2 protein-coding genes are annotated in these 892 nt (G+C 39.5%); both read left to right on the top strand.

Translation table 11 applies throughout. From position 1 onward, the window contains the following. The coding region (locus tag AC1DUW_RS30685) for an AbgT family transporter (RefSeq protein WP_477644431.1) at window positions 1–446 on the top strand (446 nt) is incomplete at its 5' end. Between the two features lie 19 nt (window positions 447–465). Then, on the top strand, window positions 466–892 hold a 427-nt coding region (locus AC1DUW_RS30680), incomplete at its 3' end, for a M20/M25/M40 family metallo-hydrolase (RefSeq protein WP_477644430.1).

Raw genomic sequence — 892 nt, 5'->3', positions numbered from 1 at the left:
CATTTGGTGCCTTGATCGTCGGCTTTGCAAGGGCTATTACAGTAGTTTTAGAAGAAGGTAAAATCATAGATTCGTTAGTCTTTATGGCAGCATCGGGGATAAGTCACCTACCACAAACATTGAATGTCGTAGGTATGTTTTTCACCCAAGCATTCCTTAATTTATTCATTTCTTCAGGCAGTGGACAGGCTGCGGCTACAATGCCAATTATGGTTCCTATTACTGATATTTTGGGATTGGAAAGACAGCTTGCCGTTCTTGCCTTCCAATATGGGGATTCTGTTACGAACTCAATTATTCCAACTTCCTCAGCATTAATGGGATACCTGGCTATTGCTGGAATTCCGTATGAGAGATGGGTTAAATTTATTTGGAAATTAATTCTCGGATGGACTTTGATTGCTTGTTTAGCATTAACAGCGGCAGTCGCTCTCGGTGTCTCCTGAGAAAATAAGGAGCGGTTTGATGAAGGAATTATTGACGGAAATAAAACCTCAAGTTTTGGAGATTTTCCACCATCTTCATGAGAATCCTGAAGTGAGCTGGAAAGAGTTTCAGACTACATCTTATATTTCAAAGGTGATCCAACAAAACGGGCTTGAAGTGACCAGTTTTTCGGATATGCCTGGAGTTATAGGTAAGTGGTCACCAGAGGACAGTATAAGTAATTTAACGATTGGATTACGAGCTGATATGGATGCTCTACTTCAAGATGTGGACGGCACTTTTCGTGCTAACCATTCCTGTGGACATGATGCTCATATGACGATTGTATTAGGTGTCTTGCTTTTATTAAGAAAAATGAAGATTATTCTTCCAGGTACATTAAAATTTATTTTTCAACCAGCTGAAGAAGTTGGTGAAGGTGCTTTAAAGATAATTGAAAAACAGG

It is taken from the genome of Peribacillus sp. P4_C12 (assembly GCF_056402095.1).
The sequence above is the reverse complement of the archived record's forward strand: the minus strand, read 5'-3'. Positions and strand labels throughout refer to the sequence as shown.